General features: G+C 65.6%; 14 protein-coding genes. 8 read left to right on the top strand and 6 right to left on the bottom strand.

Annotated elements, in window-relative coordinates:
- Window positions 1–36: 36 nt before the first annotated feature.
- The gene (locus F0U60_RS46100) at window positions 37–1,107 is read right to left on the bottom strand and encodes a hypothetical protein (RefSeq protein WP_395810045.1); all 1,071 of its coding nucleotides are present in this window, start codon (window positions 1,105–1,107) and stop codon (window positions 37–39) included.
- A 207-nt stretch (window positions 1,108–1,314) separates the two neighbouring features.
- Between F0U60_RS46100 and F0U60_RS46095 the strand changes: the two genes are divergently transcribed.
- From F0U60_RS46095 to F0U60_RS46070, 6 genes are read left to right on the top strand one after another with little or no spacing between them, the layout of a single operon-like run.
- Window positions 1,315–2,088, top strand: coding sequence for a TadE/TadG family type IV pilus assembly protein (locus F0U60_RS46095; protein WP_395810043.1), 774 nt, complete (start codon window positions 1,315–1,317; stop codon window positions 2,086–2,088).
- Window positions 2,064–3,635 carry a hypothetical protein gene (locus tag F0U60_RS46090; protein WP_395810041.1) on the top strand — a complete coding sequence of 524 codons (1,572 nt, stop codon included), beginning with the start codon at window positions 2,064–2,066 and terminating at the stop codon, window positions 3,633–3,635. The genes F0U60_RS46095 and F0U60_RS46090 overlap by 25 nt, the downstream gene beginning before the upstream one ends.
- Window positions 3,636–3,659: 24 nt before the next feature.
- On the top strand, window positions 3,660–4,790 hold the full coding sequence (locus F0U60_RS46085; protein ID WP_395810039.1) for a hypothetical protein: 1,131 nt from the start codon (window positions 3,660–3,662) through the stop codon (window positions 4,788–4,790).
- Entirely contained in the window at window positions 4,784–5,638 is an 855-nt protein-coding gene (locus tag F0U60_RS46080; protein WP_395810038.1) for a hypothetical protein, read from the top strand. Before F0U60_RS46085 ends, F0U60_RS46080 begins: the two co-directional genes overlap by 7 nt.
- 9 nt (window positions 5,639–5,647) lie before the next feature.
- Window positions 5,648–5,926 (top strand): hypothetical protein, encoded by a 279-nt coding sequence (locus tag F0U60_RS46075; RefSeq protein WP_395810036.1) that lies wholly within the window; start codon window positions 5,648–5,650, stop codon window positions 5,924–5,926.
- Between the two features lies 1 nt (window position 5,927).
- The gene (locus F0U60_RS46070) at window positions 5,928–6,107 is read left to right on the top strand and encodes a hypothetical protein (protein WP_395810034.1); all 180 of its coding nucleotides are present in this window, start codon (window positions 5,928–5,930) and stop codon (window positions 6,105–6,107) included.
- Here the strand turns inward: F0U60_RS46070 and F0U60_RS46065 are convergent.
- A complete protein-coding gene (locus tag F0U60_RS46065) occupies window positions 6,085–7,497 on the bottom strand; it encodes an FAD-dependent oxidoreductase (protein ID WP_395810032.1) in 1,413 nt (470 codons plus the stop codon). The two genes, F0U60_RS46070 and F0U60_RS46065, sit on opposite strands and share 23 nt — an antisense overlap.
- Window positions 7,498–7,816: 319 nt before the next feature.
- Here F0U60_RS46065 and F0U60_RS46060 point away from each other — a divergent pair, with 319 nt between their 5' ends.
- A complete protein-coding gene (locus F0U60_RS46060) occupies window positions 7,817–8,125 on the top strand; it encodes a hypothetical protein (RefSeq protein WP_395810030.1) in 309 nt (102 codons plus the stop codon).
- Window positions 8,094–9,062: a hypothetical protein gene (locus F0U60_RS46055; protein ID WP_395810028.1), complete on the top strand. Its 969-nt coding sequence runs from the start codon at window positions 8,094–8,096 to the stop codon at window positions 9,060–9,062. The genes F0U60_RS46060 and F0U60_RS46055 overlap by 32 nt, the downstream gene beginning before the upstream one ends.
- Before the next feature lie 198 nt (window positions 9,063–9,260).
- Here F0U60_RS46055 and F0U60_RS46050 read toward each other — a convergent pair whose 3' ends face one another.
- The 4 genes from F0U60_RS46050 to F0U60_RS46035 form a co-directional block, all read right to left on the bottom strand.
- Complete coding sequence (locus tag F0U60_RS46050) at window positions 9,261–11,906, bottom strand: hypothetical protein (RefSeq protein WP_395810026.1); 2,646 nt, start codon at window positions 11,904–11,906, stop codon at window positions 9,261–9,263.
- A 33-nt stretch (window positions 11,907–11,939) separates the two neighbouring features.
- Window positions 11,940–15,374, bottom strand: coding sequence for a hypothetical protein (locus F0U60_RS46045; RefSeq protein WP_395810024.1), 3,435 nt, complete (start codon window positions 15,372–15,374; stop codon window positions 11,940–11,942).
- 299 nt (window positions 15,375–15,673) lie between these two features.
- Window positions 15,674–20,407, bottom strand: a complete 4,734-nt coding sequence (locus tag F0U60_RS46040) for a translocation/assembly module TamB domain-containing protein (protein WP_395810022.1) — start codon at window positions 20,405–20,407, stop codon at window positions 15,674–15,676.
- Entirely contained in the window at window positions 20,404–22,611 is a 2,208-nt protein-coding gene (locus F0U60_RS46035) for an outer membrane protein assembly factor (protein ID WP_395810020.1), read from the bottom strand. Before F0U60_RS46035 ends, F0U60_RS46040 begins: the two co-directional genes overlap by 4 nt.
- Window positions 22,612–22,683 lie beyond the last annotated feature (72 nt).

Here is a 22,683-nt window from a genome sequence, read left to right as displayed (position 1 = left end):
GTCGCTGCCTTCTCCGAGGGTGGATGCTGCCCGTTCTCAGTCGAGCATCGCCTGCAGGGCCTTCAGGTCCATGTCCTGCAGGGCGGCGCGCACGACCTTCCCCAGGGCGTTGGGCATCCGGTCGTCCTTCGGAAGCACGCCCCAGGTGGTGGTGATGGTCAGGAACTGCAGCGAGCCCTTGGGCGAGGGGCGGGTGAAGATGTCCTGGTTGGCCACCATCAGGGGCGTGGAGCCAGAGGCGCAGGTGAGCTCCAACCCCGTCAGGTCGCCGCGCTTGGGTCTGGCGCTCTGACAGGCCCCCGACTGGCGCTGAGCAGGCGAGAGCTGGGCGAGCTCCTTCTTGAGGGCGTCGATGCGGGCCTGGCGCTCGGCGTTCATCTTCTCGAGCTCCGTCCGCTCGGCGCCCTTGGCGGAGGGCAGCTGCTTCTGGAAGACGGAGTGCGTCTCCTGCTCCTGGGCGATGAGCATCTGGTAGTAGCTCTCCACGGAGAAGGGCCGCCAGGGCAGGGCGTCCCGCTTGCTGATGAGCAGCACCTCTTTGCCCTCCACGCCATAAACAGGGAAGCCCTGGACCTCGCCCACCTTCTGGGGCGCGGAGAAGAACTGGGCGGGCTTGGAGAGGTCCAGCGCGTCGCTGGCCAGGAAGACGCCGAGGTCGTTCCAGTGGAGGCGCAGTGTCGGCCCCTCTCCCCTGCCTTTCCAGGCACCGGTCTTCTTGTCCTGGACCGAGCGCTTATTCTCCACCTCGATGGGCCGAGCCAGGACAATGGAGCGCACGAGCGCTGGGTGGTGCTTTGCCGCGTGAGCCGGGGGCGCATCCACGGAGATAGAGGGGTGGAGGCTCATCCCCTGCGGCTTGTGGAGCAGCGGCGCCTGCAGGGCCACCTCCAGCATCTTCGTCGCGCGGGTGGTGACCTGCTGACCCTCGGCCGCGCTGAGGAAGCCCTTGCTCAGGGTGATGGCGGGTTTGTCCACCACGCCGGGGGCATGGCAGGACGCCTGACTGCGCCCTGCACAGGCATCCAGGTTGGACGGACCGCCGGCCCAGGCGGCCGGTACCAGGCAGAGGGAGGTGGCGGCGGCGAGCAGGCGAAGACGTGACGTCATGGTGAGGTCCTCCGAGGTGAAAGGCCCTCTATATACGTCTCACCTCCCGGTTCATTCTCGCGGCGTACGTCCCGCCCCCCTCTTGGCGTGAAGGCGGAAAGCGGTGAAAATATCGCGTCAGCCCGCAATCCTCCAGCACACTGGGCGTGGGCGTAGGGCACTGTGCGTCCACTTGACCGATGGTTGCGCTGGCGGGAGTCGATTCTGATGGGGTGCATGAAAGGTGTGCGCCAACAGAAACCCGGAGGGCGTGAATCGGGGCAGGCCGCGGTCGAATCTGCCATCGTCCTGCCCCTCTTCGTGTTCCTGATCCTCGGCACCTTGCAGCTGGGGCTGATGCATCAGGCCCGCCTGGTGACGAAATACGCCGCCTACAAGGCGGTGCGTGCCGGTGCGTTGCACAACGCCCAGACGAAGGTGATGGAGCGCGCGGCCCTCGCGGTGCTGCTGCCGCTCGTCAGCCGGGACGCAGGGGGCGGCGAGTTCATCAAGACCATCAACAACGCCACCGACTTCCAGGAGAAGTGGGGGTGGTCGGCCGTGAAGGCCAACATGATGGCGGACGCCGGCATCCCCTACGTGGAGGTCACCACCTGCGGCCCCAGCACCAAGGAGGTGAGTGGGACGGAGCTGGACTTCGATGATCCGCGTCAGGCGGCCAGTAAGGGGTGGAAGGAAAGCCACCGCACCAAGCTGCGCATCCAGCTGACGTTCAACTACCGGATGCCCATTCCCTTCGCCAACTGGGTCATCCACGCCGCGGCCTTCAACCGGGAGATTCCCTTGTTGATGCGCATGGGTGAGAAGGAGTCCACGGGCACGCCGAACTTCGGGACCCATCAGTCCAAGTACACCGCCGCCGCCAACAAGGGCCTCTATGTCCTCCCCATCCGCGCGGCCTACACCATGCGGATGCAGTCCAACGTCTTCGTCAAAGAACTGCCGAGCTCGAACACATGCCGCACCACCAACCGCTTCTGAAGCGCTCCCGCCGTGGGGCCCCGCGCGGACAGGCGCTGGTCCTGGCAGCCCTCTCCCTGCTCCTGCTGGGGTTGATGGTGGCGTTGAGCTTTAGCGTGAGTCACGCCCTGCGGGGCAAGACGCGCCTGCAGCAGCACAGCGATGCCATGGCCTACTCCATGGCCGTCGTCGAGGCGCGCTCGCTCAACTACTTCGCCGTCAGCAACCGCGCCATCGCCGCCTCCTTCGTGGCGATGAACAGTCTGCACGCCTACATGGCCGCGGGCACCGTCACCTCCGCGATGCTCGACCAGGGCAAGACGAACTTCGAGTGGATCACCGCCCAGGAGGCGCTCCTGTGCCTTCCCTGCCCCTGGAAGTCCTCTGCCTGCAAGCACTGCAAGCATGCCGTCAAGGCCTACAAGATTTCCAAGAAGTTCAACAACAAGCGCAAGGAGTACGACAAGGAAATCAAGAGCGTGGAGAAGTCCTTCGACAACGCGGTGCAGGCGTTGGACGCGATGATCGACATCATCCACATGTCGCAGCAGACCGTCTTCGCGCAGACGTCGTCGCTGTTGAGCAATGGCACGGCCAACCAGATGAGTCTCATCAAGGAGATCAATGCCAAGGAGGCCAGCAATGTGTCCTCGGCCGTGGGCGGGCTCAACGTGGCGGAGTTCTCCTGCGCCATTGACGGCATGCCCTGCTCGGTGAGCGGCAAGCCCGGGAACACGGCGCGGACCGCTCGGGCCAAGGTGATGACCGAGGTGGCCAACGCCACGCGGCCGGAGTGGCCGGCCACTCGCGGCCGTGGCGTTGCCGAGTACCTCCACCCGGACTTCCTCGAGGACCTGATGCACGGCATCCAGGGCTCGGGGGAAAGCCTGGTCACCGGGCATGACGGAACCGCCAAGACGGTCCAGAGCGCCAGCACGAGCGCCGTGGAGCAGGGCCAGGTCTCCAACAACGAGGGCAAGGTGAGTGGGGCGGATGAGCACGGCCGGCTCAGCAGCACCTGGGAGGATGGCTTTTGGACCGGGAGGTATGAAGCCAGCATCTTCTCCGGCAAGGACTCCAACGGCCATTCGCCCGGCAGCGCGCACTCGGGTGGCAAGCACAACAAGTTCGAGGGGGTCTACTCCAAGGACCTGATGGCCTGCGCGGCGGGCGGCAACTGCTTCATGAAGTTCCGCGCGGACCCGGATAACACTCGCGACTTCGGGCAGCCCCACGTCTACAGCTACGTCACCATGAAGATGCGCAAGGGCGACTGGAAGAATGAGACGCCGTGGGAGCTCAACAGCCAGTCGGAGTTGAAGTTCACACACGGGCAGATGGGGACCGCGCAGATCAAGATGGCGCCGGATGAGGGCGCGGCGATCTCCAACGCCCTGGTCTACTACCACCGGCTGGGGGACTGGCAGGAGCAGCCCAACATGTTCAACCCCTTCTGGCGGGCCAAGCTCCACCCCTTCACCGGAAATCAGGCCGCGACGGTGCTGTCCGCGGCGGGCAACACGGACGCGGCGCAGCTGGCCAAGAGCGCCTCCGACCTGCCGCTGTAGCGGCCCTTCCCAGGAAGACATCTCATGCGCACCGCACGCCATTCCAGACAGCGCGGCGCCGCCTCGGTGGAGGCGGCCATCAGCATGCTCATCATCATCCCCGCGTTCATGTACGCCCTGTTCTTGGATGATCTGCTTCGCTACGCGGGCGATCTCCAGGAGGCCGTGGTGAGCACGCCCTGGGACTTCGCGGGGCAGAACTACACGCAGCCGGGCAGCCGGGGACTGGGGAGTCACAAACCCAAGAGCGAGCCGAATGGTGGGATGACCCTGACGCAGCATCAGGCCCGCCTGATGTACTGCGACCACGAGTCCAGCGGTGATTCCTACGACGGCAACGCCGACTACGTGAACGACTGCGACTCGGAAGACCACCACAAGGGCAAGGCGCTCAGCGGCCATGTGTGCTGGCTCAACGATGGCGCCAAGCAGGTGACGTGTGATCCCGTCAAGCCGCAGGTGGGGCTGCTCGGGGCGAACCTCTACCAGAACTACATGAATGAGTTCTCCAAGGCCGGTGGCCTCTATGAGTGCTACGGGCGGGAGGTGGTGGAGAACTACCTGCTGCCCAAGAGCTTCCTCCAGGAGTTCGCTGGCAATCAGGGGCTGTCCAAGGAGAACTGGAACAACAACGGCAGCAGCATCCACGACAACGCCCAGGAGGGTGATGTAGACACCGCCTACTACCTGGCCGAGCAGCACTTTGCCGTGCTCATGGACTCCTGGGCCGTCAACGAGACCCCCGACAAGACCGAGGGGGAGGGCGAGGAGAAGTTGACCCTGGAGGTGGCGCCCGGGACCAAGAGCGGACACCTGTACGACCGGGTGAATCACGTCTACTCGGGCAACACGGGTCACAAGGTCTTCAGTCCGCTCGTGACGACCTTCATCGCGCAGGCCAGCTCGAAGCTGTTGAGCCCCAAGGTGATCACGGATGTCGAGGGCGACACGCTGGACAACCCCAGCAAGCCCAACGTCTCCCTGACAAAGGTGGGCACGAGCCCGCCCGAGCAGGAGATCGAGCAGGATGAGGACTCCGCGAAGTATTACTCCACCCCCTGGAAGGATTGGGCGAGCAACCCCTACGAGAAGACCCACGGCAAGCGTGGCAAGTACTACATGGGCTGCAAGACCGCGCAGAAGGACAAATGCTGACGTCGCAAAGCCCTTCACCGCTGCTGCGGGCCTTCCTGCTGGCCTTCTCCATCATGACGGTGGGGTCTCTCATCGGCTTTGGTTGGGAGATGGGGGTGCATGGGGATGTGCTGGAGGAGGAGCAGGCCCTGGAGGAGTTGATGGAGGCCGAGGGCCGTGCGGAGTCCCTCTCGCCGGATTGGCGCAAGGGGCCCTCGGAGGAGGAGCGGGAGATCATCCAGCGCGCCACCAGCGGGCTGCCGCCCTACAAGGACGCGGTGCCCCAGGCGCTGGCGGCGGACTACTTGGATCCAAGCTCGAAGCTGGCCGCGGCCTGGTTCATGACGCCTGACTCGCCGCAGGAGGTGGTGGGTTTCTACCGCGAGGCGCTGGCGAAGGCGGGGCTGCCGACCGTGGAGCACTTCTACAACAGCAACGCGGGCTACGTGGCCTACATGGAGCCCAGGTCGAGGCGGGTGCACACCGTGTCGGTGCTGGCCCAGGGCGGAGAGACGGCGGTGTTTGTCTCCGCGGGGCAGGTGGCCTCCTTCCTCGAGGGCGGCAACGCGGTCCCCGCCGGGCTGCCCATGCCGCCGGAGGTCGAGGCGCCGGTGGTGCTCACCTTCCGTCGGGAGGGTCGCATCCAGTACTCGGTGATGGCGGAGCTTCCCGAGGGGCAGGTGAAGGCCGTGAGCGACTTCTACCGCGAGTCCTTCGCGGTGGAGGGGTGGCGGCTGGAGTCCGCGTCGGAGGAGTCCGTCGGGGAGACGCACCTGCAGGTGAGCCGTGGGGACTCCCGGGCCACCGCCCTGGTGCAACAGCAGGGCGCTGGGGTGAAGCTGTACGTCACGTTGGATCAGCCTTTGTAAGAGGACGAGATGAAGCGGATGTGGAGCAAGACCCTGGTGGTGATGGGCGCCGTCGTCCTGGCGGGAGGCCTCGCGCTCGCTGAGGGCAAGCGTCAGTCGAAGCCTCGTGAGGAGGAGGTGCAGTCACCGCAGGCCTGTGAGGCCGAGTGCAAGTCGGACGTGCAGGGCTGCACCACCCTCTGCAAGAAGCGCATGAAGGTGGGGGATGCCGAGTGCGCCCGGGTCTGCGGCATCATGGCGCAGGAGTGTGCGAAGGACTGCCGGCAGGGCGGCGGGAAGGAGGAGTGACATGAAGTCCCGGCTGCTCGCGCTGCGCCGTCGCGGCCAGGCCACGGTTGAGTACGCGATCATCACCGCGGCCCTGCTGGGGTTTGGCACCTTCGGCTGGCCCTTCCTGGTGCAGATGCTCAACGCCTTGGGGAAGTACTTCCTGTCGATTTATTACATCATCCAGTCGCCCGTGCCCTGAGGACCGCGAGCGGTAGCGGCCCCGGCGTCTGGGCGGCCTTGTCCGGCCGGACCGTGAGCACCTTGAACACCATGCGCGGGGAGAACATGGCGGTGGGTGACTCAATCATGTGCTGCACCCGCGCGAAGGTTCTCATCGCCTCCTCGTCGTAGCCCGCGAGCTGCTGGAACCGGTTGCCGTACCAGCTCATCAGGCCGAACCCCGGCGGGCGCTTGCCCTGGACCTCGGGGAAGCCCAGGTCGCCGGTCGTCGCGAGGGCCCAGGGTCCCTCGAGGATCTCCCCCGCCCGCCGCCGGTAGCGCTCGGAGGCCCCGCGCACGCCCTGGTGCAGGCACTCGCCCAGCGCCTCGGCCTGCATCGCGCCCGTGCTCATGCCCTGGCCGTAGATGGGGTTGAACGAGCAGAAGGCATCCCCCACCACCGCCAGCCCCTCGGGGAAGCGGGACATGCGCTCGTAGTGGCGGCGCTGGCTGTGCGGGAAGCGGTAGAGGTGGATGGGCCCGAGCGGCTCGGCGTTCTTGATGGCCTCGTACAGGTGTGGTTGGGGCAGGCCGCGAGCGAACTCGAGGAACGCCGCGTCGTCCGCTGTCGAGAGAGAGTCGCCCAGCCAGCCTCCCACCAGCACCAGCCAGCGGTTGTCCTCGATGTCCTGGAGGATGCCGATGCGCCTTTCCCTCGGCAGCTGGGGCGAGAGCGCCAGGGACCGCCACCCCGGCTCGAAGCCTGACGGTTTGCGGTAGGTGCGACTGGCGTAGCCCACGTCCACGTGGATGCGCGTCTCCTCGACGCGCGGGTAACCCAGCGCCTCCAGCCACTGGGGCGTGCGCGAGCCTCGGCCGCTGGTGTCCACCACCAGCTCGGCCTCGAGCGTTTCCTCCTGCCCGCCGCCCGGTACCTGGAGCTGAAGCCCGGTGACGCGTGTCCGGTCCCCGCTCGTCTTCAAGCCCATCGCCTCCCGGCCATCGAGGATGCGCACGTTCGCGAGCGCTTGGAGACGCTGGCGCACCACCCACTCGAGCACCAACCGGCTCACGGAGGCGGCGCTCACGCCACTGTGAAACCGAGGGCGCCAGCTGCCAGCCCCGAACATGGCGGTGGTCTCGACCACGTCGAGGAACTCGGCTCCGGCGGACTCCAGGTCCTCCCGGATGCCCGGGAAGATGCCGGCGAGGATGTCCATTCCCCGCGTGAGCAAGCCATGGACGTGCTGCGCCTGGGGGACGCCCTTGCGCGGCATGGGCCCGTTCGGGAAGCGATCTCGCTCCACCAGGGTGACGCGCTCGAAGTGGCGGGACAGCACTCCCGCGGCCATCAACCCGGCCATGCTGCCGCCATACACGATGGCGCGCGCACCGGCGGGCGTAGAGGGTGGGGGATTTGAAAGAGTCATGCGGAGATCGTAGGCGACCTCCTTGTCTGGAGTAAAACGGGCCATGTTTGTAAAAAAAGGAATGCAGGAAGGTCCTTCCTTTCGTTCACCCTCGGCTCGAGGAGTTCCTTTGAGCCCGACCTCACCCCTTCGTATCCACTCGAGCCGTATCTCCTCGCTGCTCTGGCCGTGCTGGCGGTCCTGCCTTCCGCCGCGAGGGCCGCGGACCTCTACGTCAGCCCGAGTGGTTTGGACAGCAACGCAGGCACCTCCTCCTCGGCTCCGCTGAAGACGATCCAGGCCGCATTGGACAAGGCGACGGCGGGCACGACGATTCATCTTGCTGGACGGGTTCACCATTGATGGGCAGGAGAAGCTCGTTAACAAGACCTATCCCACGAGCCTGTCGAGCGTGCGGAGCTTCAAGGACGCGAACCAGGGCCTCATCGCTGACGGTCGGCTCATCTACATTGGCTCGTCGGACACGTCGCGCGACATCACCGGGGTGGTGATTCGCAACATGTTCCTCAACGGCGCCGGCGGGGAGTGCATCCGCATGCGAAACAGAGCGACTGGCAATGAGGTCGCCGACTCGGTCATCCAGTGGTGCGGGATGTATGGAAAGGGCGACGACGATGTATGCCAATGACTCCAGCTCGTACAACAACATCCACGACAACACGATTCACACGTATGGGTCGGAGTGCTTCAACGTCAAGGAGAACGCGCACAGCAACACGTTCGCGAGGAACGACTGCCGCTACAACGACGAGCCGCTGGAGTTCACCGGAAGCCTCATCGAGCTGCGTGGTCACAACAACGTGCTGGACGCCAATGTCATCTCCGGCAGCAGGAGCTACGCGCTCAAGCTCAAGTCCGACTCCGGCGGCTATGACAAGGGCGGCAACTCGGTCACCCGCAGTACCTTCCACGAGGCGACCGGCGCGTTCATCCGCAACGATCACAGCGCGCCGCAGGGGACGTTCTGCGGCAATACGTTCGACTCTTCGCTGCGGCTTCTGGAGGGCAATCCGGTTGGCACTCCGACCGCGCCGTGCGCCGGGAATGGGGACACGGTGCCTCCAGTGGCTCCAACGGGGCTGACCGCGACGGCGGCCTCCAGCACCGAGGTCGACCTGTCCTGGAATGCGAGCTCGGACAACGTCGGGGTGACGGGGTATTCCGTGTACCGTGAAGGAGTCCGCGTGTGCTCGGTGACCGCTCCCGCGTGGAGCGACTACACCTATTTGGCCCGGGTGAAGGTCGGCTCGACGGGCGTTCGCAATGGCCTCGTCGCCCGGTACGGGAATAGCAACAACTTCTACTTCTTCGTCCTCCACAACGGGAACGTGGTGCTGAACAAAAAGGTCTCTGGCTCCACGACGACCCTCCAGTCGGTGCCGTTCACCGCGAGCACGTCAGCGTTCCACACGCTCTCCCTGGTGATTCGCGACACGTCCATCCAGGGCTACGTGGACGGAGTGCTCCGCGTCCAGGGAACGGACTCGAGCCTGACTGCGGGGAAGGTGGGCTTCTACGCGAACGGCATCGCGACCTACGACGATGTGCTCGTGACCGCGCCGTAGAGCCTTCCGAGCCAGGTCTTCTGGAGCCGCCTGGAAGGCCGCCTCGACGGACGGGGCGTTGCGCTCGGTGGACCCGGAGTCGGGAGGGCGACGGGTAACCATGAGGGAAGATTTCCGCATGACCCTCGTGCTGTGCAATGCCGGGGCCGTTGAGTGGCAGGTACGGAATAGATGCGGAAACCGCAGGGCGCGTGGGTGCTACTCATCGGAGGGCAGGAGGCTTCGGAGCGCCTCTGGATCCGAGCTCGCCTCTACGGTGAAACGCGCGCGCATGCTGCGGGCGCGCAATTCGTCCATCCAACGGAGTGCCCGTGCAGAAGGAACACGACGTCGTAGCAGCGCGAAATAGAGATACGTGTATTCGTCAGCGAGTCGTGTGGCGAAGGTAATCGGATCGTCCGAATTGATGGAGACCAGCAACTCCGAATGGTCGTTCTCTTCTGCTGCGATACCCTCCTCGGTACTGCTCGGCATCAACCACTGCTCCGCGAGTTGGAGTATGGGGTGTTCCTCCACTCCGAGGAGATCTCCGATGAGGAGATTGCTGGATGGATTTGTTTCTACCGTGACTTCCAGTCTGGCCAGTTCGCTTCGGAGCCAGCGCTGCACGTCCTGGAGGAAGAGCACCTCGGCATCATCCACCCGGACCTCCACTGGTTGCTGCCCCCGGCGGAACACGTTGTGATCCGTGAGGTACGAAAACAGCACAGGAGCATTTCCTGGGCTTTGTGCCAGGCGGTCTGGGAATCCCAGCCGCGAGAGCTCACCAGGTTGATGCCGGCGAAGGCGTGCGGACGACAAATCGGCCAAACTCGGTGTGGGCTCTCCATATATGAGCCGCGCCAGTTTCTCTGCTTCCGCACGAACTCGTTCTACCCTCCCCGGATGGGCAGGGACATCCCCGCTCCCATACCGATCCAGCTCCCAGAGCAGATCGTCCAGGCGATCCTCGGCTGTCTGTACGACGACGGTGCTCGAGTCCGCCCAGCGTCTAGGGACGATGCCCAGCGCCAACCCGTGGCCAATACGGTCACCGTTCCGGAGCAGGCCGGATTCATGGAGCTCGTGCACCCTGCGCACACCTTCGACGAGCCGAGAGAACTCCTCTCCTACGTGACAGGTCAACCGCATGGGCGGGACATTCCAAGAAGGTCTGGCCTGACGCAGGGCTTCCGAGGCCGCCACGGAGGCGCGGCGAACCGACGCGAGCAGGTTCACCGTGGCCCAGGTGGGCACCGCCAACTCAGAACTCGCGACGTCGATCCCCCGAATCAAGAGAAGCAACTCCGGGTGATATGCAAACGCATGCTGGAGTGCCGATACCTCCAGCATGCGGTCTCTTACCCATGAGCCATAGCGAAAGCCGGTATCGTCCTGGCTGGGGTCCGCGTACAGCCGGTTCGTTCCACGTGCCTGACGCCTCTTGATGAGATGGAACACGAGGCCCAGCTCGGGTCTCTTCGCCTCCCCCCCCGCACCTGGCTGCCACTGGCGCCCTGCTCGAGCAAGCAGTCGCGCTTCGTCGCGGATTCTTGTCCAGTGCGAGGGCGGAGCGGTGCGAACCTCCAGCGCTCCAAGCCTCAGGTCCACGGACTGGTGCTGCATGGCCGCCACATACTTCTGTTCATCCAGCGGCCCGCGCAGCGCGGAGAGCCGGTCGTAGAAGCGCCGGAACCAGTCCAGGCCAGAGGTTCCGGGCTCCTGGGTGAGGTAGGTATGCGCCATGCAGCGGATGCGCTGGTACTGCCAGAAAAGCTCGGCGAACCCCACGTCCGAGGCGCCGTCCTGGAGGAGGTAACGGAGCGCACGCGATGCGAAGAGCGTTTCGCAGGTCGCTCCGCCCTGGCGCGGTTGAAGCCAACTGCCGAGGGGATCAGCTCGGAAGAGGTCCTCGTACTGCTGAAGCGTTATCCTTCCGACGTCACCGCAGAGCAGTGAATAGAGCCGCTGCGCGTCCGTGAATGAAGGTGCCGGACCCGTCCCCGCCAGATCCGCCAGCACCCTGTGGCACAGCTGGAGCGCCAGCTTCTCGCCTTCCGGCCAGTCGAGCCGCTCACACATCTGTCGCAGCCCTGAATACGAGAATGCGCCGAAGTCACTGGTATGAGCGCCTATCTCTCGGGCGCGAAGGAATGACGCGAGGAAGAGGCGGGAGATGGCGGCCGCAAGCAGCTTCCTTCGAAAGGACTCGCCATCGCCGAAGGGGATGTGCTCATCAGAAAGTTCAGACGGTGTGGGGCCACTGCGGGCCAACCAGACCATCCACGAGCTCCAGAGCACCGGGAAGCTGAAGGCCGCTCCGACGTGCAGGTGGTTATCTGCTACGGGCTGATCCTGGAGCACCCGCCGGAGGTGCTCCGTCGCAAGTGAAACGTGATCCCCGGGTGGGAGCGCCGAGCCAGTCGCATACAAGGCCGAGACGAGCAGATCACAGGGCAGCCGGAAGGAAAGCCAGCGCCAGTGGGCCGCTCGCTCGGCGGCGTCCCTTCCTGGCTCAGTGGTGTCGGTGTTGAGGACGGTGCGAATTCCGCCACGCTCGAGATACCGCGTCACACGTTGGACCAGGTAGTGCGCCAGCGGCACCGTGCGTGGACCCGTGACCGCGTCATCGGCCATCCGAAACCAGGCGCTGTCCCGGAGCACCGCGAGGTTGGTCAGGCTCATCCCGTTCGCGCGCACGCGCAGGTGCTCGTCCAGTCCTGCTGCGAGCCGCGCGGTGGCCGGATTCAGCACCGCCATATCTGTGCGCACCAACTGGGTGGTGCGCTCCTTATAGGCGAGCGCCGAGTTGATCGGCCATGCTTCGGCCTCGGCGAGCAATCTGCCGTGCGGAACCTGGGCCATGAGCGGGGTCCCCTGGATGGATTCTGCTTCAGATTACTTGTTCGAGACCACCTTGCGCTTGCCGGGGCGAGGTGGTCGGGGCTTCTTCATCAACAGGACCCACGGATGGTCTTTTCGCTTATCATCTAGCTTGCGTAGGAGTCCCTTCACCTCGGCCTTGGGAACCCCTGCCAGTTCCAGTCTCTCCTCGCGTAGATTATTCCACCTGTCCCTCGCACGAGATTCCCTAGCAATCTCGTCCCTGATAGGCGCCAGGAGCACATCCACAGCCACTCGGGATAGCCCACATTCGGGAGCAGCCATCAAGGGCAACTGAGCGAGAAAAGATTCGAGGAGCGAGTCCCGGTATATGTGGGGTGGGTCCCGCCGATTGAAGAACGGTTTGGTCACCTGTTCCCAATCATACTGCCTGGGCTCGATCTGTAGCTCGTCCTGGGGTGGCTCCCTCATAGAGAGCATCTGAGTGGAATGGAGCAACCAGTAGGCGATCGCGTCCACGTACTTTCCCCCTTCCCCGCGCGCGCCAGAAGGATTGGTACGCCGCACGTTCGTCACCATGTCATTCCAGGCTGGCTCAAACAGTTCCATTTCCATTAGGGTCGGCCAGGCTGGGATCGTCCACGGGTAGTACCCATGGCGATCGTACCGGAATCTCGTGCCCGGCCAATGCTTGGACTTGGGTATGGGCATCAGTGTGTTCCGGCCCTGTTGGTCCTGGCTGTAGTCGTATGCTATGCGGAGGAGCAGTTCGAGCAGTGGGTTCAGGTTGTGCACCTTGAGCGGCGACGTCCATACGCGAAGGCCGCTCAGAGTGGTTCGGAGATCCTCGGCTGCCCACAGCGGCACGGGTTCCTTGCTCGATTTGAGGAACCACTCCCTCACGGGAATCCGCTCACCTCTGGTGAGTGCTCTCAGGAGAAGTGGATCTATCACCAACGATCCTTTTTCTTCCCGGACTGCTTTCTGCATGCGTTCCCCGGCGTTACTCCAACTCACCGCGAAGCGCCAGAGTTCCACCAATGCTGGTGCTCCTTCTCCCGAGATGTTCCGGAAAGGAATCAGGCGTCGAGTAGCCTGAAGCAGGACGTCAGAAGGGACTTCCTCCAGCAACTTCGCTCGATAAGGGGTGAGGAGATAGTTTCGCAGCGATGGAGAGCTTGCGTTGATAAAGATAGACCGCAGCCAGGGGATACGGATTCTGTCAAGTGCTGCATGGAAATTATCCAGCACTTTGCCCAGCGCGAGTTGCACACCCCGATTTTCGACCATGCCTCCGAACTCATGCTCGGGGAACTGTTGGTCGATTCGCTCGAGCCATGCGTTCTTGGTTGAGGCGCCGTCTTCCTGCTCCTGGGTCAATCGAAGACGTACACGACGCATTTCCCGGAGCTTCGCTCTTGCCCGTTCCCAGTCATGTCCAAATGCCTTGCGCAGAATCCGCAGGAACGTATTGGCGACATCCGCCGGAAGCCCTGATTCGGGTGCTGCCAGCAGGCCTGCCCGAGAGAGGGCCCAGTCCGACAAAGCAGACGCTCGTCCTGATTCATCAATTTCTCGGGCAAATGCTACCAGGTTTTCCGCCAATGCCTCCCATTCGAGGAGCACGTCGTCCTGCTCTTCCGCCTCTGTCTCTGGAGCTACATCGGGCTCCAGCTCCGGCCTGGCGCTGGCGCGGTGTCCAAATCGAGGGTGCTTCCCCACCTTAAGTACAGAGGATAGGAAGCAGCGTGCGAGATAATCGGATCTCGTGGGTCTTTCAGCCACAAACCTCAATCTGAATTCCCAGAGTTCCTTCAGCTCGAAGAGATCCTCGAACGATTCCCAATCCGGAGTGGGCCAGGGCGCCACGATCTGGCCTACCTGGTCCAGCAAACCAACGCCATGGGCAAAGACATGTACGCGCGGATCCATGACCGCAGGTGAACGGGCGCTGAATGCACCACGAACATCATCCGCGGCGAAATTGACCGCAAGCATGAGGGCTGCTGTTGTCCGCGAATCGAGCTCTTTCCCTCTCAGAGTCAGGCGGAACCGCTCTGGGCTTTCGATAACCAGCTGCCACCCATTGCCAGCAGAGTAGGAGCCCCACTTCCTGAGGACTGGGGTCGCGGCGAGCTCCGCTTCTACCCATAGTCGCATTTGCCTGCGGTGGATCGCCCCCTGTAGAGCGTCCTCCATCCTGGGTTCCACTAGACCGGAGCTCAGTACGGACTTCCACAAGGTCTCTATGACCACAGCAGCCCGGTCTTCTTCGAATTCTCTCTGCTTGAGTTCCTCTACAGCGTACGCGAGCTCTCCATAGAGGTCCCACAAGGACCTGAGCCGCTCGGGCAGTGCTCCCCCCATCTGCGAGCCATAGGCGAGATAATCTCGGAGTGATAGCCGAGCTGGGCTCAACCCCTTGCGCGTCTGGACTGGAGTGTGCGTCAAAAGCTCCTCAAGTTCCGGGATCGCGGAGAGTCGCTCTTCCTCCCGCAGGGCGGGCAATGAGCACCTGTGGCCCTGTGGAATCACCTTCGCGTAGATTTCTAGCGCGAGCGTTTCAAGGTCCGACTCGTCTGGCTCCGCCAGAGGCCCCATGCCCCGTCGCGCATCCCGGAGCAGGTCCAGTTTCAGCATCTTGATGAAGAGCGAACTGTCGCCTGTGAAGAGGAATGCGAGCCGCGGGTGGTACAGCTTCCGGAGCACCTCCAACAGGTGCGCGGAAAGCCGCGGGTTCATGTCGGCATCGTCGATGGCGAGCAGGAACAACGGCAGTGGGCCGGAGCACTGGTGGGTGAGCTCGAGGTAGTCCTTCACCAGTGCATCCATGAAGTCGCGGAACACCGTCTGCAGATCGAGACGCCGAATGTCCTCGTTCATCTGCTCGCGGGCGAACGCCTCGGGATCCAGCTCCTTCTTGCGATCCTGCACATTGCCGCCTTCGCTGCTCGCGGCGACACGAACGAAGTTGCGCCAGAGTCGGAGCGAGCAGGGCTCCTCTGGCGCGGGGACGTGCCACGGCATTGCCCCGGGTTTGCCGTGCTCTCGTTGTGGCCAGAGCGTGTGGACCACTCGCTCCAGGTTCCCCATCAAGAGGAACAGGAGGTTCGTGGTCGAGGGCTGGGGCTGGAGGTCCACCAATCCCACCGGGACAATCCGGTCCGAAGGATCGAACCAGTCCGCGAACTCTGGGGGAGGTCGTCCCTTTTGCAGCGTTTCCGAGTACCCCTCGAGCAGGGTCAGCAGGAGCGCGGACTTTCCCGAGCCGCGGTTCCCGTCGAGCAGGATGACTTGATTCCAGCGCTCTTCATCAATGACGGGAAGGAACCGGCGTGCCGCTGGAGGGACGCGCCGCGGTGGAGGGCTTGCCTTGGCCATGGCGTGAAGGAGTGCCGCGGCCTGAGCACCAGCGGAGCGTTGCTCCGCGGTGAGTTGCTTCATTGTCCGGAGTGGGCCCGCCTCACGGCGAGGCTTGAGCTCCGTCATCCCTCGCTGCTGAGCCATCAACATCCCCCTTGTTCGAGCTCTGCTGGTTCACACCGCGTCATGACTTGCGCCGATGGGACAGCCCTCCGACGTCATTACTCCAGCCGAACGCTGACGTATAGGACGGAGGGGGAGCTCTATAGATAACTGGGAGACGGGCAGTTGCAGAAATCCAAGGGCCGTGCGCCTGGCTGGTGTAGCGGCCGTGCAACGTATTCACCGCAACTGCTTCATTCCCTCCATGACATGAGGCAGACAGAGGGGCAGCCGAGTGAACGGAGGCGAGAGGTGTCGGGGCGTCAGTAGTCGTTGCTCCAGATGAAGTCCGCGCCGCCCTGCTGAGCATCGCCGTACTCCACCTGGACGCCCCAGCGCGGGCCGAACTGGTACTCGAGCCGTACCGCGTTGGTGTTCTCCCGCCGCGTGGTGGACTGGTTCTGCGGCGTGCCCAGTCGGCCTGTGTAGCCCAGGTACAGCTCGTCCGTGATGTACTTGCCTACCTCTAGCCGCGCTCCCGCGAGGCCCTCCTCGCCGGCCTCGATGGTGAGCACGTCCAGCGGGAGCTTCGCGGCCAGTGCCTTGCGCGCTTGCGAGGCCAGCACCGAGCCCAGCACCGACGCCACCTGCCCCTGGTTCATCGACGCGCCCGAGCCCGCTCGCAGCGTGCGCCTGCCCGTGGCCAGCAGCGTGTAGATTTCCGTCTCCGGCAGGGGCGGCTCGCTGGTGGGCTTGATGGTGAAGTCCTTGCCCTGTCCGCGCACGGCGACGAACACCGTCACGTTCGCGCGCTCGTTGTTGTACTCGGCCGTGGCGTTGATGTACGGCGTCATCGCCGGGCCGGTGAAGCGCACCTGGCTGGAGTTCTGGACGTTGAAGCGCCGGCCGAGCACTTCCACCTCACCGCGGATCACCCGCACCTCGCCGTAGATGGAGGTGGTGTTCGCGGACTCGATACGGAAGTTCTCTGACAGGCCCACCTCTGCGTTGACGTCCGAGCCGTGCACCCAGAGGTTCTTGGGCGCGTTGATGGTCACCCAGTACTGGCGTTGAGGCTCCTCCTTCTCCTCCGTCGGGCCAGCGCCTCCCGTGCCAGTGCCCGGGCGGCCTGGCTCGGCCGTGGGTGCTTTGCTCTTGGAGCCGTTCATCGGCGTCCCGTTGCACACGAGGACGATGCCCTCCGGCCGCTCCATCGTCTGCAAGTCCTTGCGCTTGATGTCCGGCAGGTTGATGTGGGCCTCGGGAATCGTGAGGTTGCGGATGTTGACGAGCTGCGCGGACACCTCGCCTTCGAACTCGGTGCGCAGGCGGATGAGGGCCAGGAGCTGGTCTTCCAAGACGAGCGGGAAGTCGTTCAGGTCCCCCTCGCCGGTCAGGAGGAACTGGCCCGACTTCGTGCGGTTCGCCTTCGCCTTGAAGTTCAAGGAGCCGCCGCCGCTGGTCGCGGAGAAGTCGGACAGCTCCAGGTTCTGCTCGGTGACGTTGAGCGCCACGTGCACGTTCTGGTAGTCGCCCATGCCGTCCAGGGCGAGCCGGCCGTTCTTCCACTCGACCTTACCCCGGATGTTGGGCGCCCCCATGGTGCCATCCACGTGCACCTTGTCCATCTGCAGCATTCCGCCAATGGAGCGCACCATGGGCAGCTGGGAGCCGGAGAGGAAGGACAGGTCGAACTGGTGCGAGTCTACGTCCACCTCGAGGGGTGTCCGGGAGTAGTCCACGCCCCGGCGGAGCGCTGACAGGGACAGGTCCTGCGTGGCGTGGCCCCTTGCCACCAACGTGCCGCCGTTGGGCGAGGTGAGGTTCGCCGTGAACGTGGAGCGCGCGTTGTCATAGGTGTAGTGCAAGCGCGCCTGGCCGAGGCCAATCTGGCTCACGCCGATGTTCTGTACCCCGGCGGTGAGATCGACCTGGGGCTCCTCCAGCGTGCCGCGCGCCCGCAGGCTCAGCGAGAGGACGTTCTGGTTCCCGCCGACGGTCTGTTGGGGGAGCGCGTCCGGGGCCCTGCACTGCGCACCCAGGCCGGCCCGGGGCGAGGTGGTCTCGGCCAGTCCCATCAGCTCGCGCTGCGAGATGGGGCCAGCGCGGACCGCGAGCGTGAAGGGCACTCGGCCCACGACCTCCTGGTCCTGCAGCGCGGAGATGGGGGCCTCGATGTTGGCGTCCATCTCCGCCAGCAGCGTGTCCTCACGTCGCGCCGCGAGTTGGATCTTCACGGAGGAGTCATTCGTGCGCAGTGAGAGGTTGCCATCGAGCGGCTGGAGGCCGTTCATCGTTGCCCGCCGAGCCTCCAGCTTCACCTCGCCCACGGGCGCCAGCAACGGGCCGGTGAGGTCGGCCGTCATCGACACCGCGCCGCCCGCCCGGTCCGCCAGCCCGAATTGCGACAGCAGCCCGAGTGGCGCATCGGTCACCTCGGCACGCAGCTGCCGCATGGGCGTCTCCAGCGCCTGGGCCGCCGTGGGAGGGTTCTCCATCAACTGGCCCAGGGTGAAGGGCGTCTCGAGCGAGGCGGTGGCCTTCGAGCCGATGCCCTTCAGGTCCAGGGTCGCGCTGAGCGTGCCGTCCTGCTCGTCGGTGCGGGCGGTGAGCTCGAAGCCGAGCGGCTTCCCGTTCAGCTCGGGCGGGAGCGCGCCGGGGGCGAGCACCACGGGCGGTGGCTGCCGGGGCGTGGTTCCCCAGTAGCGCAGGTTGTCACCCTTCAGCACGAGCTCCATGCGGGGATCATTCGCCTGCCCCTTCATCGTCAGGGTGCCGGAGAGGATTCCCGTGGCGGACTCCGGTTGCCCGGCCATGCGCAGCGCGGGGCCGATGTCCACTCGGTCCACGGTCAGCTCCAGGCTCACGGGCTCGCGGCGGCGCTTCATCAGCCCCTGCACGGGCATGTCGAAGTTGGCGGAGACGTGGCCGGCAGGCGCGTTGGCAGCGAAGGAGCCGGTGGCTCGGTCACGCACGTAGCTGCCCTTCAGGTCGAAGGCCAGGTCCGCGTACTGCTGGTAGCGGCCACCCCGGAGCGAGAGGTCCATGTTGGCGTCCGGCCGAGACATCCGTCCGCTCACCTCCAGGTGACCGGAGAGCTGGCCCGCCACGTCAAGGTCGGGCGGCAGGAAGGCCTTGGGCAGCAGCCCGAGGTCGAAGGCTCGCAGCTCCGTGCGCGCGTCGAGCCGCTCGCCCTGCTTCTTCAGGGAGAGCGAGAGGGCCTGCGGGCCGGACGTGAGCGTGAGGGGTGCGACCTCCACGCGACCGTTGCCCCAGCCCACGTGGGTGGGTTGCTGGAGCGTCCAGCCGGCCTCGGGGTAGCGCAGGGTGAGGGTGTCGAGCCCCAGGCCCTGGTTGTCCTTGTCCACGGTGCCACGCAGCGAGACGAGGAGCTCCGCTGCGCCACCGGCGCGGACGTAGGCCTCGAGGGCCCGGTCCTGGGTGATGAACGAGGCGTTCAGGTTCTCGAAGGTGCGGCCCCCGGCGCTCAGCTTCGTGGCCTTCAGCGTGGCATCCGTGGAGAGCGGCTGGGTGACGTCCGGCACGCGGGCGTCGAGCGTGAGTCCCTGCACGGAGGTATCCGCCCAGGCGAGCGTCTCGAAGCCGCCCGAGAGGTAGACGGCGAGATGGCGCGCGGGGCCGGACACGGTGAAGTCCAGGGCGCCGTGGCCCGAGAGGGGCAGGGGCTCGCCGCTGCCCAGCCGGCCCACGGTGTTGGCGAAGTTGCCCAGGTTGGAGGCCACGAGCCGGCCCTTGAGCCGCACGTCCTGCTCGGTGCCTCCTCCGTTCGCGGTGAGGCTGACGCCCGGGGCCTGAGCCTGAAGTTGGGAGAGCTCGAAGCGGCCATTCTTCGCGCTCGCGTGCAGCTCCATCGGTCCGAGGGGCTGGCCGCCGATGCTGGAGGGCGGCATGGTGAGGTCCACGGTGCCATCGAGCGTCTCCAGGCTCTTGCCGCCGCCGCGTACGCGCAGGTCCGCTGCGAGCACGGTGCTTGGTCCACCGCCCAGCAGCTTCGCCAGGTCCAACTCGCGCACACGGGCGGTGAGGCCGTCCGTGCGCAGCTGCACCATGTCGAACGAGCCCTCCACCTCGGCGGTGCCTCCCGCGGCCCGTCCGTCCAGGTCCACCTTCACGGTGTCTCCGGCCTGGTTCAGGGTGCCCGAGAGGGTGACGGGCGCAGCCACCGGGTACGAGGGGAGGAAGGCGCGCGCCAGTTCCGGGCCGACGGTGAGCTGCTTTACCTCGGCACGGGCCTGGTTCTCGCCCTCGAGCCCACCGGTTGCCCGCAGAGCGAGCCCTGGGGCGTCGAAGTCCACATCCGCGTTGAGCTTGCCTTCCTCGCCTCCAGCCTTCAGCGACAGGCGGACCGGGCCCGCGATGGGCCGGGCGAGGCTGGCAGTGGCGTCGAGCTTCGCGTCGAGTCCCTCGGTGGCCGCGGTCCAGGAGGCCGTGCCCGTGGCATCGAGGTCCTCCAGGCGCAGCTCGCGGTTACCCTCGGCCGCTTCCGCCACGTAGTCGACAGAGCCATCCGTGAGCTGGAAGTCCTCGAGGGTGAAACGCAGGGTGCCGCGAGCCTGGTTGGGCGGCTCCTCCGGCTTGGGCTCCCGCGGCTCGATGGCGCGCGAGAGGTTGAGGCCGCGCTCATCCTGGTGGAGGTAGAGGTGGGGCTGCTCCACGCGCGCGTCGCTCAGCACGATGTGCTTGCGCAGCAGCGGGGCGAGCGCCACGCGTGCCTCTACCCGGTCCACCGCCGCCACCAACTCGCCCTCGGGGTCGTACAGCTTCACGTCGGTGAGGTCGACGGAGAGCAGGCCGATATCCAGCCCACCTATCTCCACGCGGCCTGCGAGCTGCTTGTTCGCCTGTTCAACGGCCAGGGCCCGGATGCGGGCTTCCCCGGCGGGTCCTGTCGCATAGATGAGCGCGCCGGCCACGAGCACCAGCACCAGCCCGAGCAACCCGAGCAGACCCCAGAGCACCCATCGGCCCGGGTGCCGTCGTCGGCGGGGCGGAGTGGGGGAGGTCGTCTCAGGAGGGGGTGGGTTGCTGGTGCTCAAAATGCCTCTCCAATCGAGAGGAAGAAGGTGCAGAAGCCCTCAGGGGCCCCCGCGTATTCCCTCGCATCCGCGACCTCCGTCCCTCCCAGCCCGAAACAGTCACCCAAGCCGGCGATGGGGTCTGTTGCCTTGCCGGACGGGTCGAAGATGGGGAGGGGCCTGCCGATATTCAACCTCCGGGCGAGATCCAACCGTACGGGCCCCACGATGGTCTGGTAGCGCAGGCCAAATCCCACGGCCTGGTAGTGGTAGTCCCCGAAGATACGGCCGCTCTCCCTGCGGACGTCGTCCTGACGGGGCCCGAAGTTCAGCGGGCCGGCGCCGACGAGGCCGGAGTCGTGGAAGGCCGCGAGGGACAGGCCCCCGAACAGCTTGAAGCGCAGCTCCACGGAGGTCTCCATGAGGCTGTTGCCGCCGACGGGGACCACCTGGTCCGAGGGCTGCTCCGCGTCCGGGTTGCTGAGGCTCATGGGGGACAGCCGCCGGCTGTTGAAGCCGCGCATGGAGCCTCCGCCGCCCGCGAAGAAGCGGTTGACGACGGCGCTCTCCTGCCGGATGCGCTCGCCTGTCTCGTTGGTGATGACGGGGGTGAGGAGCGTGCCCATCCGCAGCCGCGCCGCGAGCGTGATGCTGTCCTTCGGACCGAACGTGATGTACCCCCGCACATCCGGTAGCACGCGCAGGAAGGTGAAGTCTCCCTGGAGCGGCCCGCCGCCCTCTTGTAGCGACAGCCCGGCGTAGTAGCCACGAGTCGGCGCGATGGGGTCGTCCCGGCGGTCCCACTCGGCCGTCTGCTCCAGGTAGCTCACCGAGATGTTGCAGGTTTCCTGTTCCCCACCCGCCGGGCAACCCAGCACGAGGGTGGGCACGGTCGTCTGATCCCCAACACCTCGTTGGCCTTGCAGCCGGTAGAGCTCCAGGTTGTAGGTGGGCGAGAAGGAGAAGTTCGGGTGGGGTTGCCAGACGACGCCGCCTCGCGCGCGTCCGCCGATGAAGTTGTACGCCTGCTCCAGTCCTCGCTCTCCGGTGAGAGACGCCTGCAACCGGAGATCTCTCGTGAGGAAGCGCGGCTGCTCGAACTGGGTGGAGAGCTGGAAGACGAGCCCGTGCGGGGTGCTGAGGTTGGGCGTGTCCCCGTTCCCATCTCCATCCGTGTCGATCCGGTCGAAGGCGGCGGTGATGGTGGGGATGAACGCGTAGCCTACCCGGCCGCCCACGGTGAGCCGGCGCAGGCCGCCGAAGAAGTTGCGGTGGGTCCACTCGCCCAGGAGGCGCACCTCCTGCCGGGCCGCGTCCAGGCCCACGCCTCCACCCAGCCGGACGGAGCGGAAGGGGGCCTCGCGCACGTCCACCACCACAGGCACCGTGCGGGCCTCGCGGTCCGGGGCGCCCCGGTTGACCTTCACCGCGCCGAAGACGCCCATGCGGAAGACGCGTGCCTGGGCCTCGGCCAGCGCTGATTCGCTGTACCAGTCGCCCTTGTTCACCGCGCCCTGCGCCTGCTCGATGATGCGCCGCGGGTTCACCTGGGGGTTGGCATCCGTGGCCACGAAGATGTTGCCGAAGCGGTAGCGTGGGCCCGCCTGGACCTGCAGGTCCACCTGTGCGCTGTGCGTGGCCAGGTCCACCCGCACCTCGCCGCCCACCTCCGCCTCGGCGTAGCCCAGCTCGCGCAGGCGTTGCTGCACCAGCTCCTTGGTTGCCTCCCACTCCTCCTCGCGGAACACCTCGCCCTGCACGATGGGCAGCTCCGCCAGGGCCTTCTGCCGGTGCTCCTCAGACAGCGCCTCCAGGCCCTTCACGTTGATGGCGGCCACCTGGGTGGGGAGGCCCTCGTTCACCGTGACTTCCAGTGCGATGCCGTCCTTCCCCTTGGGCTGCTCGTTCGAGGAGTCGATGCGGGCCTCGTAGAAGCCCTGGGCCTGGTAGAAGCGCACGATGCGCCGCAGGTCCGCCTGCCACGTGTTGGGATCGAAGTAGTTCGGCCCGACAAAGGGGTTGAAGGGCTCCCACCACGGCGTCTTGCTGGTGACGATCTTGTCCTTGATGTCGGACGCGCTGACCTGGTCGGTGCCCTTGATGTCGAGTCCCACGACCTTGGGTTGTTCCGGCTGTTGGGCGCCTGAGGTGGTGGCGCACCCGGCCGCAAGGACGAGGAGGAGCAGGGCGGAAAGGAGCGGGCGATGGTGCAAGGCGGCGTCCACGGTGAGTTCATAACTTGGAAGTCGCCCGGTTGACTCGCAAGGTGTGTCGGGACTCGTCCATCGGACAGTCGA

This window comes from Archangium minus, from assembly GCF_044360475.1.
In the GTDB taxonomy this organism is placed as follows: Bacteria; Myxococcota; Myxococcia; order Myxococcales; family Myxococcaceae; genus Archangium; species Archangium minus.
Note: the sequence above shows the minus strand (reverse complement) of the source record. Positions and strands in the feature narration are given on the sequence as shown.

Coding starts and splice junctions, on each gene's coding strand:
- F0U60_RS46085 (WP_395810039.1), top strand. CDS start 3,660: ATGCGCACCGCACGCCATTCCAGACAGCGCGGCGCCGCCTCGGTGGAG.
- F0U60_RS46055 (WP_395810028.1), top strand. CDS start 8,094: ATGGAAAGGGCGACGACGATGTATGCCAATGACTCCAGCTCGTACAAC.
- F0U60_RS46065 (WP_395810032.1), bottom strand. CDS start 7,497: ATGACTCTTTCAAATCCCCCACCCTCTACGCCCGCCGGTGCGCGCGCC.
- F0U60_RS46075 (WP_395810036.1), top strand. CDS start 5,648: ATGAAGCGGATGTGGAGCAAGACCCTGGTGGTGATGGGCGCCGTCGTC.
- F0U60_RS46045 (WP_395810024.1), bottom strand. CDS start 15,374: ATGACGGAGCTCAAGCCTCGCCGTGAGGCGGGCCCACTCCGGACAATG.
- F0U60_RS46095 (WP_395810043.1), top strand. CDS start 1,315: ATGGGGTGCATGAAAGGTGTGCGCCAACAGAAACCCGGAGGGCGTGAA.
- F0U60_RS46080 (WP_395810038.1), top strand. CDS start 4,784: ATGCTGACGTCGCAAAGCCCTTCACCGCTGCTGCGGGCCTTCCTGCTG.
- F0U60_RS46100 (WP_395810045.1), bottom strand. CDS start 1,107: ATGACGTCACGTCTTCGCCTGCTCGCCGCCGCCACCTCCCTCTGCCTG.
- F0U60_RS46090 (WP_395810041.1), top strand. CDS start 2,064: ATGCCGCACCACCAACCGCTTCTGAAGCGCTCCCGCCGTGGGGCCCCG.
- F0U60_RS46050 (WP_395810026.1), bottom strand. CDS start 11,906: ATGGCCCAGGTTCCGCACGGCAGATTGCTCGCCGAGGCCGAAGCATGG.
- F0U60_RS46070 (WP_395810034.1), top strand. CDS start 5,928: ATGAAGTCCCGGCTGCTCGCGCTGCGCCGTCGCGGCCAGGCCACGGTT.